Below are 14513 nucleotides of genomic sequence, written 5' to 3'. Positions count from 1 at the left end.
CCATTCATCAACATGAATCTGTAACTTCTTCCATAGACAATGAGAATGCGCTTACAATAAAAATCAAATAATAACATTGCATCTACACTTCTATAAACCTATTCTTATTCAACTCAATATATCTGTATTCAACTTTGTTGAATACAGTGTACCGGTTTTATTGGTTCGATGTCAAATCTCCACGCTTAGAAGATAAAAAAGAACCTGCCCACTGATTATGTGGTACAGGTCCTTTTCCTTTCGTGTTCGTGTTTTTTAGAAAATATTAGGTTACCAGCACGCCTTTCGTATTTTTTCCAGGGTGATGTGCCGGCAATTGATCTCCTTGACTAAATAAACTATCTCTTAGTGTTGTTCCTTCATATTCTTTTTGAACCAATCCTCTATCCTGAAGAATTGGTACTACATATTCAACAAAGTCCTTAAAGGTTCCTGGAGTCACTGCATATGCAATATTAAAACCATCAACTCCAGCTTCATTAACCCACGATTCCATCGTATCAGCTACTTGTTCTGGTGACCCAACGGTATAAGGACCCATTCCGCCAATCCCTACAAAATCTTTAATGTCTTCTGCGGTTGATGGTTTATCAGGATCTATTTTCGTGAGATTTTCTACTGCAGACTGAATCGCATCACTCTCTACATAGCGTAAATTTTCTTCCTTGTCGTATTCGGATAGATCAATACCGGTCCATCCACCAAATAGGGCAAATGCCCCTTCCTGGCTGATGTGATTTTTATAATCATTAAATTTACGGTTCGCTTCTTCTTCCGTTTGTCCGACTATTGGTGTGAACATCGTAAGGATTTTCACTTCTTCTGGTGATCTTCCAGCTTTCTCGATATCAGCATGCAATTTATCAACCGTATCTTTCGTTGCGGAAATCGTTGGTGCACCGATGAACACACATTCCGCATTTTTAGCTGCAAATGCACGACCTTTCGCAGATGCCCCTGCTTGATAAATAACAGGTGTGCGCTGTGGAGAGGGCTCGCTTAAGTGTGCACCTGGAACTTTAAAGTATTTTCCATCGTGGTTGATATCATGAACCTTGTCAGGATCTGAATAAATACCCTTTTCTTTATCCACCTTAACAGCATCGTGTTCCCAGCTTTCTTCCCAAAGCTTATAGACAACCTCTAAATATTCTGCAGCTATATCATATCGCTCATCATGTTTAACTTGATCCGCAAATCCCATATTGATTGCTGCACTTTTTAAATAAGAAGTAACAATGTTCCACCCGGTACGCCCCTTTGTTAAATGATCCAATGTCGTTATACGACGAGCAAATGTATAGGGGTGCTCATGCGTGACAGAAGCTGTCACACCAAAGCCAAGGTGCTTCGTTACTGCTGCCATTAATGGAACAACGAGTGACGGATCATTGACCGGAGCCTGTGCCCCTTGACTAACAGCTGCATCCCTTGATCCGTTATACACATCATACGTTCCCAACACATCCGCAAGAAAAATCGCATCAAACCGACCTTTTTCTAAAATTTTAGCCAGTTCTATCCAGTAATCACTATCCTTATAACGATAAGACTCATCATCTGGGTGGGTCCATAACCCAGGTGACTGATGTCCAGGCGTATTCATATCAAATGCATTCAGGTAAATTCTCTTTTTTACCATCTATATGCCTCCTTTAATTTTTCGATTGTTACTTCGAAATCGAAACAAGACTAGCTTGATTATTTACTAATTCGATAAGATAAAAAAGTTGCTTTTTCGTTCGCTGTAAGATTTCCTCATCAACAATAGGATGTTCCTTATATTTATCAATTTGACTATCAAGTAAATAGAGCCCTTTCAAGTTCTGCCCCTTTAATGTCGCTAATACTGGTTTCAATGTATACTCAATTGCCAGTAAATGAGAGGGACTTCCACCTGTCATTAGTGGCAACACTGGTGTGTGCTTGAGCACATCTTCCGGCAGAATATCCAGTAATGCTTTAAGGACGCCTGAATAAGCTCCCTTGTATACTGGCGTTCCCACGATGACTCCTCTAGCATTTTGGATTGACGTGGCTATATCTTGAATAACAGGGCTGTCAAACTTTCCTAAAAATAAATCTTCTTGTGGCACATCCTTGATCGAAATATGTGTCACTGAAAAATTCTCCTGTTTAAGTAAGGTTCCTAAATATTTAAGCACATGATCGGAACGGGAAAATTCTGAAGGACTTCCCGATAATACAACAATTTCACCCATGGTGATCATCCTTTCTTGTTTTATTTTCTATAAGATTATCCTGTCTTTAATGAGCTGAAAACTTAAAAAACCCCCTTTTCTTTTTTTGAGAAAAGAGGGCTTTTGATTGTTAATTTATCCGCTCTTATCTCCCAAGGATTTCTCCTGGTGGAATTAGCACCTTCCTGACAATGTCAGAGGTTGCTGAAGCGTCATAGGGCCATCTCCCTCAGCTTCTCTTGATAAGATTATTAAGTTATAATATACACTCTATATTAATTATTCCGATAAGTCAAGTAGGTTTTATGTTTTTACGAAAGGATATTTTGAGACGTTTAGATTTACTTTTACTTATAATGCGTGTTCAAAAAGGAGGATAAAAAGGACCGAGAAGTTCAAGGCGGCGTAGCTTTGAGTAGTGGAACGTATGCAATTAATACGTGAACAACGGAAAAGCAAGCCAACGAAGAAATTCGATGTGTCATTTTTACCGGACTTTTTGAACATCCTCTTATAAATTAATTGGCCAATCCTCTTTACTTTCTGCCATATCCCAGAACATATATTCAAATAAACTTGTTTTGACCACAATATCTTCTAACATAGCTAATTCACGTTCCGGTTTACCTTTCGTTATTTCATTTATCAGATGCTTACAATCCTCGGCTATTTTTGTGAATTCATCAGAAGAATACATTTTCACCCAACGACCAAAAAATTCATGATCTAATGCTCCTGGCCATTTTGCAAGTTCCTTTCCTATAAAGTTATAACTCCATGCACACGCAAGTACGGATGCCACAACATTTTCAACTCCACCACGCTGAGATACATTCAACATATAACTGGTATACGCCGTTGTAGTAGATCCCAGCCTAGTTGCTTCAAGCTCATCATTTGAAATACCAAATTTACTAGCATATTCACGATGCAATTCCATTTCCATATCCAGCGTACCATACAGAAGCTTCGCAAATGCTGTCATTGTTTTTAAATCGTCCGCTTTGGCACTTCCTAAGGCAAATAAACGGGAGTACTCGATCAAGTAGACATAGTCCTGTTTCAACCAATGCTTAAATTTATCGTGATCTAACCATCCTTCACCAATACCTTTAACAAAAGGATGTTCCAAGTAAGAATTCCAAATTGGTTCTACTCTTTTCCACAATTGATCCGTAAATAAGTTGCTCATCATATATTCCCCTTTCTATTGAGAACGTGTTTATAATTAGACTGCTTTAAAGAATCGATTTAGAATGGTCTCACCTCTTTTGAGTAAGAGAGCAAATATAACAAAAAACCCATCACTAGTATAATAGGAATGGGTTTAGCAACAGTAATATTCACCAAAAAATTGCCAGTTCCACTTCCCTACGCTAGTGTTATCTAGATCAGGTTCAAAGGGTCGAATTAATCTCTCAGCATTTAGATGCTCCCCTAGTCGAATTACTTATATATTCAGTTTCTAAATACTAGTATAGGCACACTTAATAAAAGAAAGCAAGCATATACATACAAAGATTCATAGATCACAGAGGAACTGGAATATATCCAAGTAGACATGGAAGTTGAAAATACAAGGGAAGAGGATACTATATTTTATGCATCACAAGCTACTTTGACTACGAATACCGGTGAGCAATTAGAACCTGATATGTTCTTTAGCGAGCATATTGATGGTGAATTCATCGGTCCGGTCACGAAATCTGGATCGTCCTTTTATATTCTAGAAAATTCCAAAGCAGAAGATATTGAATCGATTCGTTTGATTTTCAGTGGTGCATCCAATGAGGACTGGGAAGATATAGGAGAAGAGATTGATATTGAAATAGAACTTGAAAAGTAGGGCTATTTTCTATCCTATCTGAAAAGCAAAAAAGAAGTACTCCAATTTAATGGAGCACTTCTTCTTTATGAAATAATTATTCTGATTCATTTATTTTGGTTTCAAGCTCTGTCATAATTTCTGCAGCTTCATTCCAATTTCCTTCAGATAGTGCATTTTGATAATCATTAAACAGACCTGAAAACTCTTCTAATTCCTCTTCTAATTCTATAGATGGCCCTGTCGGCTCTTCTGATTCTTCGATTTCCTCATCTATTTGATCCTCATCAACCTCGGTTTCAGGATCAATGAGTGTCAGCATTTGTTCTAAAGACTGATCAAATGTTTCTTCCATGACAATGTGATCCTCATAAGCAAGGACAACCTGTTTCACTTCAGGCAGTGAGGTTTCATTGGAAGACTCAATATAGATTGGCTCTACATACATGACCGTGTCCTCAATCGGAAGAGCAAGCAAGTTTCCACGTATAACTTCTGAACCACCTTGTGCCCAGAGGTTCAACTCTTGAGAAATCCTACTATCTTGATTAATACGATTTTCAATTTGCTGTGGACCATATACGTTTTTCTGTTTAGGGAAATTATATACAAACTTTTCACCATAATGTTCCCCGTCATTACGCACGCCCATCCAGGCAATCATATTCTGACGGTTTCGAGGTGTGAATGGCATCATCAGAATAAATTCTTCCTCCTCATACTCAGGCAGTTCCATCGTAACATAATACGGCTCCATCTCAATATCTTCATCAAAGTATAGCTCTGTCGGGAACTCCCAGACATCTTCTCGATTATAGAATACTTCTAGATCAGACATATGATAAGTCCCGTACATCGAGGCCTGAATGGTAAAGAGTCTCTCAGGATAACGGAAGTGGGCCTGTACATCCTGTGGAATTTCCTCTGTAAAAAGTTCCGGGAACATATTGTGATATGTTTGTAATAGTGGGTCATCCGGATTCGCTATATAGAAATCGACCTCACCGGTATATGCATCAATCGTTACTTTAACTGAATTTCTAATGTAATTATTATTGCCGTCATAACCCTCCGAATACGGATAGCTTTCTGCCGTTAAATAAGCATCGAGCATCCAGGCAAGACTTCCGTCATCTCTGACAAAGATATACGGGTCTTGATCATATTCGAAAAACGGTGCAATTCGATTGACACGATCCATAATATTCCTTGTTGCAAGAAACTGGCTATCTCCAGTCACCTGATCGGAAACTAACATACGGAAAGAACCCTCATTCAATGAAAACAGCAGTCTATTCATTCCATTTAGCTGGATTCCCGCTTCTTCTTCGTAGCGACTGGTCATGTTTTCGTCACCTGAAGGATAATCGAATTCATCGACTTCACTATTAACAATTACATTTCCATAATCCTCTTCCCCAAAGTAAATCTGTGGACGAGTTATATCCAGGTCCCCTTCTGGTGGAACGTTTTGCAGCATATATTCCGGTTGACCTTGTGACGTTATCTCATTAACATGGCTCATTGTAACCCCGTATCCATGCGTGTATCTCAACGTTTGATTCAACCATGTCTGTGCTTGTTCAGGTAAATCTTCCGTACTTAATTCTCTTGCACCGATAAAGACTTGTTCATATTCACCATCAATTTCATACCGATCAATATCAACATCATTAAACTGATAATACGTACGGAATGTCTGCAATTGATTATATACATCAAGCAGCGGCCTAGAATCATTAACCCGCACATTATCCATCGTCAATTCATTGCGTTCTATCATTTCCTCATCCAACGAATCATTCCCTGGATTTTCTCTTTCTTCTATATTATCTAGATCATAAGCAGCCTGCGTAAAGTTAAGGTTATGCTCCAAATATTGTTCTTCCTGGGAAAATTCATTTGGTGAGACGACAAAATTCTGAACACCAGCAGATACGAGTTGCCCCGCAATTACTAATACGACATACGCCACAATTGGAATTAGCATCGAATTAAGCTTCCCTCTTACTAAAGCAACAATCACCCAAACAGTACCGATAATTGCAACTCCTGCCAATATATAAGAACTTGGTATGTTAATTAAATTATCCGTGTAACTTAATCCGTGCACGACACTCTGCTGAAAAACGTTTACCTGATTCGTCAACAATGTTCCATATGGCTCAAGTAAGTGATTAAAAGCCAAAAGTACCCCAATGATACCTAGCGTTATTCCCATATGCAGTTGAGCTGAACGACTCATTCTGTACATATTAAAAACGGAATACGCTCCAACTTCCACAATGAGGAAAAAGATTCCCAAACCTAGTAATAGATATACAATAAACTCTAAGAATGGAAGTACAAACATATAGAATGATATATCCATATTAAAATACGGATCTGTTTGTCCAAATGAAGCATAGTTTAAAAGTTTCAAGGCAGGTTCCCAGCCAACTCCTTGCACAATTAAACTTCCAAGTGCTCCGGCAATAATCGCAACTCCCAAAAGCAAAGCATTCATTATTTTCCGTTTCAGAATAATAGGTGGCAGTTGATGCGAATCAAAATGTTTCGTATAGGACCTTCTTATCCAAAATAGCGTGAAATAAGTAACTACCGAAAATAAGATAAAACCAACTACTCCAAGCATTACTTTACTGCCTAAAATGGTAGTATACACGTTACCGAAATCAAGCGAATCCATCCATATATAATCGACAATCCATTGAAACCCAATAACTCCGACTACGAGAAGAAAGATCAGTATCCCAACAATAATGCCGAAACGACTACCGAGCTTTTTAAATTTTTCTATTTGTTGCTGACTCATGTTTCCTTTATCATCCAAAAGTTAACCCCCTATAATTCTATTCATTATCACTATCCATGATAACAGATTAATGGAATACTTTCCTTATACTTTACACATTTTAGAGTATGATATTTTACCAGTTAAAAGTTTACCGACGTTCCCAATATGCCAAATATATCCTAATACCAGACCTAGAAATACCAACAATCGTGTATAGGTGCTATAAATGTAAAGCAACCTATTGCGATCTATGTATATATATAGTTTAACCCTAGGTTTTGCCCGAGAGCACACCTAGGGTTATTCTTTGCTAACATTCAATCCTCTCATTTTCTCATTTATTCTTTTTCCTTTTCCATAACAACAACACGAACAAGATAGCAGCAACTCCACCAGCTATAACCGGCTTTTTCTTCAGCTTGTTATCTTTCGTATAAAGTGTGTCCTTCATAACCAAATTAATGTTTTGCGGACGCTCTGCCATTCGGCGCATAAAATACCCAAACCAGTCTATGCCAAATGGTATATACGTACAGAAATTGTAGCCTTCCTCTGCCAAACTATATTGCATATCATTTCTAAAGCCATAGAGCATCTGAAATTCGAACATCTCTTGATCAATATTGTTGGCACGGATAAAATCTATTAATTCCTCAATTAAATGGTGATCATGCGTTGCAATCGAGGTGAAAGTTCGCCCAAGTAGCCTTGTTTTAGCCAACTGGATGAAATTACGGTCGATCTTCTTTTTATCTTGATAAGCAACTTTTTCGCTTTCTTTATAAGCCCCCTTCACCAATCTAAGTCGTACATCCTGTAATTGATCCAAATCTGATTCTGTGCGATGAAGATAGGACTGTATCACCGTGCCAATATTATCATATTCTTTTCTTAAAATATGAAGGACATCGAAGGTTTGTTCATAACGCGCATAGTCCTCCATATCAATATTAATAAATATATTGTATGCATTCGCAACCTGCAAAATTTCTTGCATATTGTTCACGCAAAAATTCTCGTCAATATCTAATCCTAATTGGGTTAACTTTATCGACACATGACAATTTAAATTTTCTGATTTTATTTTTTCTAAGAGATTGATGCATCCCTCTTTCGCTTCAGTAGCCTCTTCTCGTTCGGATACAAATTCTCCCAAGCGATCGAGTGTGCAAGTGATACCATGGCTGTTCAGCTCTTTAACAATATTTGTAACGCTTTCAATATTAGTACCAGCAACAAACTTGTCTGCGCCCAGTCGGAATCCCCATTTTTTTGCAGTTTTATTTAAATATTCATTATTGGACAAACCTATGAAAAAATCTCTTGTTAGATTGGACATCTCAGCATCTCCTTTTAGATGTTTAAAGGAAATTTCTCCTTCATGGATACCTAAACATCTTTTCCATGAACATGAAGTCTAGATAAAGAGTTGCGGCAACAGGAATTCTGATGCCACAACGAGTTCTATATCATTTTATTAAAATTTTTCTGTTACTGTTTTAGCTTCTAGGAAATGTTGCAAGTAATCCGGCCCGCCTGCTTTTGAGTCCGTACCAGACATTTTGAATCCACCAAACGGCTGATAACCAACAATTGCTGCCGTGCATCCACGATTGAAATAAAGATTACCAACATGAAATTCATAACGAGCACGATTTAAATGTGAACGGTTATTCGAAATAACAGCACCAGTTAATCCATATTCTGTATTATTCGCAATATCAAGTAACTCATCAAAGTTTTCTGCTTTGGTAAATCCAACTACTGGGCCAAAAATCTCTTCCTGCATGATTCTTGCTTTTGGATCTAAGTCTTTAAAGATTGTCGGATGCACAAAATATCCTTCCGAATCATCCGTTTCTCCTCCGTAGGCAAGCACTCCCTCATCCTTACCTACTTCAATATAATCTCGGATTTTTTCTAATTGTTTTTGATTAACAACAGGCCCCATGTACACATTATCTTCACTTGTATTGCCCACTGTTAATGCTTTCGTTAGTTCAATAGATTTCTCCAACACTTCATCATAAACATCTTTATGAATAATGGCTCTTGAACAAGCAGAACATTTCTGACCAGAGAAACCAAAAGCAGAATTCACGATTGAATCCGCAGCTAAATCAAGATCTGCATCATTATCAACAATGATCGTATCTTTACCACCCATTTCAGCGACTACACGTTTCAGGAAATTCTGGCCTTCCTGTACTTTCGCAGCGCGTTCCATAATTCGGACACCTGTTGCACGCGAACCAGTAAAGTTCACAAAATGAGTTTGCGGATGATCAACAAGGTAATCACCGATTTCTTTAGGGTCACCTGGCACAAAACTTAGAACACCTTTTGGCAGACCAGCTTCTTCTAGTGCCTCCACTAGTTTATAAGCAATTACTGGCGTATTTTCAGACGGTTTTAGTAATACTGGATTACCTGCAACTATTGGTGCAACTGTAGTTCCACATACAATAGCAAACGCAAAGTTCCATGGTGGAATCGTTACACCTGGTCCCATTGGTTGATAGAAATACGTATTATTTTCACCTACACGATCATTAATTTCTTTTCCTTTGCCTAGTTCAACCATTTCACGAGCGTAATATTCCATGAAATCGATACCTTCAGCTGTATCTCCATCAGCCTGATCCCAAGGTTTGCCTGCATCATACACTAACCATGCAGAAAACTCATGCTTCCTGCGACGAACAATGGCTGCCGCTCTATATAGGACTTCAGCGCGTTCTTCAGGTGTCCATGTTCTCCATGTTTTAAGTGCCTCATTTGCCGCTTTCATAGCCTGATCCACATGTTGCGTTGTTGCTTTAGAAACGCTTCCAACTACTTGATTTTTATTTGAAGGGTTAACAGATACCAACTTATCATCCGTGTAAATTTTTTCACCATTAATAACCAATGGATAGTCTTTGCCTAACTCACTTTTCACTTTCTTGAGTGCCGCCTCAAATTCTTTTTGATTCGTTTCATCCTTAAAATCAGTAAATGGTTCATGTATAAATGGTAAAACCAATATAAAAACCTCCTTGAATTTGTTTATCACGTTACACATAAAAGAGATTACTAGAAACTGCCTATTCCAAGCCTTTAATGGCGAGTATAAAAGCCTGCACGTATGCTGACTAAAAAATTATTAAACGCTTTCAAAATAATCTCTTCTATATTTATTATGCAAATTCCATGCCAATTCATCTTCTTCTGACTTTATATCATTCGATTGTTAACAGCGCAACGATTCAAGGTTCCTTTAATCATTTCATCTATAAGATACATTCTGGATTATGTGTTAACTATATTTACAACACTGTAAATATGGCTTACAATTATGTTTACACTTTGAAATTTTGATGGGGGGATCTTAATGAAGAATGCAAGCAATTATCTAGATGCTGTTCTATCAATGGAGGATGATGCAATAACCATTATTAATCAACATAAAGAAGTAATATTTTGGAATGAAGCTGCTGTTCAAACCTATAACATTAAGGAGTCTGACATTATACAGGAGCAGATAACAAATTTTTTCCATGACGATGATTTAATGGTTTTAAAAGTGCTTGACACGAAGAAACCTGTTCAAGGTACCTATCATCGCCCACGCAAAGATAAACATGTAGTCGTCAATGCTTCCCCTATATTCACAACTAATAACGAATTAATCGGATCCATATCCGTAGAACGGGATATTACACAAATTGTAAAATTAAACGACAACTTGTTAACTACATCTACGGAATTAAATGAATTAAGACAAAAAGTTTATACGGACACAGAAGAAAACCCTTTTTCAAGACTAAAAGGAAACAGCCTTCCGTTACAGCAAACGATTCAACTAGCACGTAAAGCTGCTAAAACAGACGCCACAACACTGGTTCTTGGTGAGAGTGGAACAGGAAAAGAAATAGTAGCAAGGGCGATTCACGAGGCAAGCCCACGCAAAGAAGGTCCTTTCATCCCTGTTAACTGTGGAGCCATACCAGAAGCCTTATTTGAAAGTGAATTGTTTGGCTATGAAGGTGGTGCATTTACAGGTGCAGAGAGAAAAGGAAAAACAGGGAAAATTGAGATGGCAAATGGCGGCACCCTATTCCTCGATGAAGTCGCGGAACTGCCACTGGATATGCAGGTAAAGCTTCTTCGCGTGCTACAGGAATCCATTATTTATAAAGTCGGTAGCTCTTCTGGAAAACCGATAAATGTCCGCTTTATAGCAGCAACGAATCAGAATCTGGAGCAGCAAATGGTTGAGAAACAATTCCGTTCCGATTTATTTTATCGGCTAAACGTTATTCAACTAACTATGCCTCCATTAAGACAGCGACTCAACGACGTTCCAGAATTGGCAAAATTATTTCTTAAACAATTCTCCGTCCAATATGAAGTGCCTATGCCAACACTTGAGAAAGACGCGGTTGAAGCCCTTTTCCAATATCAGTGGCCAGGTAATGTCCGAGAACTACGAAATCTGATCGAACGCGTAATTATCCTATCGGAAGAATCCGTGATCAAAAAGCAGGATCTATTAAGTTTTTTCCATAGTAGTTCTGCTCCTAGTAATCTAGCAGAGACAGCCAACAATCATTCTTTAGTCCAGGAAAAGGAAGCGATGGAGAAAAAGCGAATTGAAGAGGCGCTGGAGCAACATAATGGAAACAAAACAGCAGCCGCTAATCAGTTAGGCATTTCCAGGGTTACGCTATATAGTAAATTGAGGAAATACAGGATTTGATAGGATTGTAAGGCAACATTATAAATCTAATAGTGTATTGTTCTATAAGTAACGGGTGTCTAATAATTGCTTCGTTACAGTAGAGACACCCGTTTTTCTAATATTTTCTTAATAAATAATGCAACGGTATGATCGACACTAGTACGATTAACAAAGCTCCAGGTGCTGCTTGATGATAAATTGCCTCTGAAGCCTCATAATACACCCGGACAGCAAGCGTATCAAAACCAGGCGGCCTTAGCATCAACGTAGCAGGTAATTCTTTAATAGAGCTTACAAACACGAGTGCTCCACCAGCTAATATTCCTGGTAGGATTGTTGGAATAATTACCTTAATCATTACTTTCCAAGCAGGATAGCCCAAACTTCTTGCTGCTTCATCTATCCTTGGAGACACCAGGCTCAATGAAGCCTCTCCCGATTGCATGGCTTGTGGTAAGAACCTGACCACAAAAGCGATCGCAATCATGTAAAATGTATTGTAAAGTGCTGGAATATGATTATTAAAGATGAATACCATTCCTAAAGCAACAATGACACCCGGCAGCGCATATCCTGCGTAACTTAATTTATCAATTGCTTGCGATATCAAGGAAGGATGGCGTGACTTCAAGTAAATGATTGGAGTAGCTAAAATCATACATAAGATCGCCGCTAATCCAGACACCTTAATACTGTTCCAGGCAAATTCAAAGAAACGCTCATCAATCACTCCCATAGTGGCACCTACGACTGTCCAATAAACGAGTACAGCAATCGGAAGAACGACTGCCACACTAAAAATGGAAACGACAAAAACCACTGCCAATGGCTTCCATTTACCTAATCGTAACGTTTCTGGCTCTTTAAATGTGTTTGATGTTTGATAAAATTTATTTTTCTTTCGTGTATACGCTTCTATCCATAAAATAAATATCGTTAATAATATAAGCACTAAACTAAGAACCGATGCTGATTCAATATCAAAACCTGCCTGTTGAAAGTAGATGGCAGAAGTAAAGGTCACATAACGCAACATGGCAACCGCGCCAAAGTCTGACAATACGTAAAGCGAAATAAGGATAGCGCCAGCTCCAATGGCCGGCCTTAATAAAGGTAGATTTACCTTGAAGAAAACTTGAGATGTCGTCATGCCTTGAGATCTAGCTACTTCCTCAAAGTTCCGATTCATTTTTCGTAATGAAGCACTAGCAATTAAAAATACATAGGGATAAGTAAACATCGTTAAGACCAAAAAAGCCCCCCAAAAAGAGTAAATATTTAGAGGATAATCTCCTAGAATACTAGTCAGCCACGTTGCTTCCCCCCATATATCGGCTACCCAACCACTCGGTCCAAATACAATAATGTAGGTAACGGCACCAACGTACGGAGGAATAACAAGCGGTAAAGCCATCATCCATTGCCAAAATTTCTTCCCTGGCAAATCGGTTCGCACGACAACCCAAGCCAACGAAACACCAATACTAATGGCAAAGAAAGTTACAGCAGCGGTAAGTGACAGTGTATTCCAAAGAAGTTCAGGAATTCGGTCCCCTAATAAACGGGTCCAACTATCCGCACCTGCAGCAATAGATCTCCATACCACATAAATTACGGGTACAGACATAATTAAAGCTACAAGTAAGCCAATAAATAACAATATAGTGCCAGGCGGATTACCGTTCCATATATCTATCCATTTCCGATTGACAAAACGAAGAATGGCTGGAGATTTTTCACCTCCAACCTTGGCATTCTGTTGATCATGTTGTTTATTTCGACTGTCCCTGTTACGTCTCATATGCCCTCTCCTATAGAAAAACGCAGCTAGCTTTTTAGCATAGGCTATGTCAGCCTGTTAGCCTGCACAATCAAAAAACACGTTATCTTAATTCTAAATCTAACCCTGATTCTTCAATAATTGTTCGTGTATCCTCAAAATAATTCCCAAGCTCTTCCAATGGCATATCTTGCACATTTAATTCACTAAATGAAACAGCTTCCTCAAATGGTGGTTCTAGATCCGGGTTAATTGGAACTTCCAGCGATTCACCCACAAATGCTAGTTGGTTTTCTTCTTCCAATATCCAGTCTATAAATGCATGAGCATTCTCTTCATTAGGACCACCTGATACCATTCCTAAACCTGCAGCGTTTGCAATAGCTCCCATTTCACCTTCAGCTTGATCCGGGTAAATAAATCCCACATTATTATTAGTTGGTTCTTCAAGCTGCTGGTGGTAATAATAGTTATTCACTAGTCCAAAAGCATGCTCACCAGCCCCTACAGCTCTTCGAATGTCCCCATGACCATCCAGGATCCCTGCTGCATTTTCTTGGATAGACATTATCCAATCAGAAGTTCGTTCGTCACCCCATTCATAGCGCAGCGCAGATACGTTTCCGATCATACCGCCGTTCCCACCACGAGTAATCGCATAACCATTATCTACTTCAGACCACTCTGGATCCAAGAGATCATCCATTTTTGTTGGCATTTCGTCTTCAGCTATCATGTCTTTATTATAAATAAAGCCACGGGCTCTTGCAGATATAGCAAACCATTCATTATTTTCCGCTCGATATTCTTCATCAATACTTTCTACATTTTCTGGTTCATAACCTTCCAGCAAATCTTGTTGATTCAAGTATTCCAAAGCCCCTATATCATTGGAAATAAATATATCTGCTTGAACATTACCCGCCTCCTCTTGTATTTGGAGAGGCTCTGCACCGTGAAGCGCTCTTACTTCCACACCAGTATCTTCCGTAAATTTATCTAATAAATCTTGTACAAACGTTTCATTACGTGATGAGTAAACGATAAGTTCACCATCTAGTTCCTCCACTTCGCCTTGATTATTACCCGTATCATTATCAGCTTCACCGTTATTTCCACCACATGCTGCTAAAGCTCCAAAAGATAGAGCTAACAGCGTAAACATAAGAATTTTTTTCATTTTAAGT

10 protein-coding genes and 2 riboswitches are annotated in these 14513 nt (G+C 38.5%); of the genes, 2 read left to right on the top strand and 8 right to left on the bottom strand.

From position 1 onward, the window contains the following. Positions 1–265: 265 nt before the first annotated feature. The 3 genes from OLD84_RS07810 to tenA form a co-directional block, all read right to left on the bottom strand. Complete coding sequence (locus OLD84_RS07810) at positions 266–1642, bottom strand: LLM class flavin-dependent oxidoreductase (RefSeq protein ID WP_209462336.1); 1377 nt, start codon at positions 1640–1642, stop codon at positions 266–268. Between the two features lie 28 nt (positions 1643–1670). Continuing rightward, positions 1671–2222 (bottom strand): NADPH-dependent FMN reductase, encoded by a 552-nt coding sequence (ssuE, locus tag OLD84_RS07805; RefSeq protein WP_209462335.1) that lies wholly within the window; start codon positions 2220–2222, stop codon positions 1671–1673. Between the two features lie 121 nt (positions 2223–2343). Then, a riboswitch (SAM riboswitch) is annotated at positions 2344–2450 on the bottom strand. Between the two features lie 262 nt (positions 2451–2712). Then, positions 2713–3393: a thiaminase II gene (gene tenA, locus OLD84_RS07800; RefSeq protein WP_209462334.1), complete on the bottom strand. Its 681-nt coding sequence runs from the start codon at positions 3391–3393 to the stop codon at positions 2713–2715. 159 nt (positions 3394–3552) lie between these two features. Continuing rightward, a riboswitch (TPP riboswitch) is annotated at positions 3553–3650 on the bottom strand. A 112-nt stretch (positions 3651–3762) separates the two neighbouring features. On the opposite strand from tenA, the gene OLD84_RS07795 reads away from it, so the two are divergent. Further along, positions 3763–4047 carry a hypothetical protein gene (locus OLD84_RS07795; RefSeq protein ID WP_209462333.1) on the top strand — a complete coding sequence of 95 codons (285 nt, stop codon included), beginning with the start codon at positions 3763–3765 and terminating at the stop codon, positions 4045–4047. A 76-nt stretch (positions 4048–4123) separates the two neighbouring features. Here the strand turns inward: OLD84_RS07795 and OLD84_RS07790 are convergent, their stop codons facing one another. The 3 genes from OLD84_RS07790 to pruA all read right to left on the bottom strand — a co-directional run bounded on the left by OLD84_RS07790 (position 4124) and on the right by pruA (position 9848). Next, positions 4124–6841: a UPF0182 family membrane protein gene (locus tag OLD84_RS07790; protein ID WP_209462389.1), complete on the bottom strand. Its 2718-nt coding sequence runs from the start codon at positions 6839–6841 to the stop codon at positions 4124–4126. A gap of 316 nt (positions 6842–7157) precedes the next feature. Then, positions 7158–8162, bottom strand: a complete 1005-nt coding sequence (locus OLD84_RS07785) for a proline dehydrogenase family protein (RefSeq protein ID WP_209462332.1) — start codon at positions 8160–8162, stop codon at positions 7158–7160. Between the two features lie 138 nt (positions 8163–8300). Next, positions 8301–9848, bottom strand: coding sequence for an L-glutamate gamma-semialdehyde dehydrogenase (pruA, locus tag OLD84_RS07780; RefSeq protein WP_209462331.1), 1548 nt, complete (start codon positions 9846–9848; stop codon positions 8301–8303). Positions 9849–10196: 348 nt separating this feature from the next. Between pruA and OLD84_RS07775 the strand changes: the two genes are divergently transcribed. After that, a complete protein-coding gene (locus OLD84_RS07775; protein WP_209462330.1) occupies positions 10197–11564 on the top strand; it encodes a sigma-54 interaction domain-containing protein in 1368 nt (455 codons plus the stop codon). 97 nt (positions 11565–11661) lie between these two features. Here OLD84_RS07775 and OLD84_RS07770 read toward each other — a convergent pair whose 3' ends face one another. Both OLD84_RS07770 and OLD84_RS07765 read right to left on the bottom strand, forming a co-directional pair. Then, complete coding sequence (locus tag OLD84_RS07770) at positions 11662–13347, bottom strand: ABC transporter permease (RefSeq protein WP_209462329.1); 1686 nt, start codon at positions 13345–13347, stop codon at positions 11662–11664. 82 nt (positions 13348–13429) lie between these two features. Beyond that, the gene (locus OLD84_RS07765; RefSeq protein WP_209462328.1) at positions 13430–14506 is read right to left on the bottom strand and encodes an extracellular solute-binding protein; all 1077 of its coding nucleotides are present in this window, start codon (positions 14504–14506) and stop codon (positions 13430–13432) included. Positions 14507–14513: the final 7 nt, after the last annotated feature.

Origin of the sequence: Virgibacillus natechei, assembly GCF_026013645.1 — a bacterium.
GTDB lineage: Bacteria > Bacillota > Bacilli > Bacillales > Amphibacillaceae > Virgibacillus_L > Virgibacillus_L natechei.
The sequence above is the reverse complement of the archived record's forward strand: the minus strand, read 5'-3'. Positions and strand labels throughout refer to the sequence as shown.

What these genes read in the sequence shown, in the direction of transcription:
- OLD84_RS07810 (WP_209462336.1), bottom strand. Translation starts at nt 1,642, where the DNA reads ATGGTAAAAAAGAGAATTTACCTGAATGCATTTGATATGAATACGCCT.
- ssuE (WP_209462335.1), bottom strand. Translation starts at nt 2,222, where the DNA reads ATGGGTGAAATTGTTGTATTATCGGGAAGTCCTTCAGAATTTTCCCGT.
- tenA (WP_209462334.1), bottom strand. Translation starts at nt 3,393, where the DNA reads ATGAGCAACTTATTTACGGATCAATTGTGGAAAAGAGTAGAACCAATT.
- OLD84_RS07795 (WP_209462333.1), top strand. Translation starts at nt 3,763, where the DNA reads ATGGAAGTTGAAAATACAAGGGAAGAGGATACTATATTTTATGCATCA.
- OLD84_RS07790 (WP_209462389.1), bottom strand. Translation starts at nt 6,841, where the DNA reads ATGAGTCAGCAACAAATAGAAAAATTTAAAAAGCTCGGTAGTCGTTTC.
- OLD84_RS07785 (WP_209462332.1), bottom strand. Translation starts at nt 8,162, where the DNA reads ATGTCCAATCTAACAAGAGATTTTTTCATAGGTTTGTCCAATAATGAA.
- OLD84_RS07775 (WP_209462330.1), top strand. Translation starts at nt 10,197, where the DNA reads ATGAAGAATGCAAGCAATTATCTAGATGCTGTTCTATCAATGGAGGAT.
- OLD84_RS07770 (WP_209462329.1), bottom strand. Translation starts at nt 13,347, where the DNA reads ATGAGACGTAACAGGGACAGTCGAAATAAACAACATGATCAACAGAAT.
- OLD84_RS07765 (WP_209462328.1), bottom strand. Translation starts at nt 14,506, where the DNA reads ATGAAAAAAATTCTTATGTTTACGCTGTTAGCTCTATCTTTTGGAGCT.